Origin of the sequence: Xanthomonas sp. SHU 308, from assembly GCF_000364645.1 — a bacterium.
Taxonomy (GTDB): domain Bacteria; phylum Pseudomonadota; class Gammaproteobacteria; order Xanthomonadales; family Xanthomonadaceae; genus Xanthomonas_A; species Xanthomonas_A sontii.
Map to the genome: position 1 here is coordinate 1 of NZ_AQOK01000849.1, position 243 is coordinate 243.

The 243-nt window shown below is 71.6% G+C and carries 1 pseudogene; it reads right to left on the reverse strand.

Annotated features, from left to right (window positions below):
• Positions 1–243: pseudogene (locus tag D588_RS25890) on the reverse strand (bifunctional diguanylate cyclase/phosphodiesterase); the annotation flags it as partial.

A 243-nucleotide genomic window follows, 5' to 3' on the forward strand; every position in this document is an offset into this window, starting at 1 on the left:
AGGACGCGACCGCTGCTGGACTTGATCGGGGTGGCCACGCAGGTGCCCAACTCCACATGCTGCACCAGCCCCATGTAGTCGGCGAACAGCGGGTCGGTGCGCGGGTCGAGCACGAGCACCTGCTTGCCGCGCCAGATCGAGGTGGCGAGGGCGCCGGCACGCGGTCCGGCGCGCATGTTGTTCATGGTCTCGCCGAACCGCGCCGGCATGCTCGGCGCCGCCAGCGGCTGCAGGCAGCCGCTG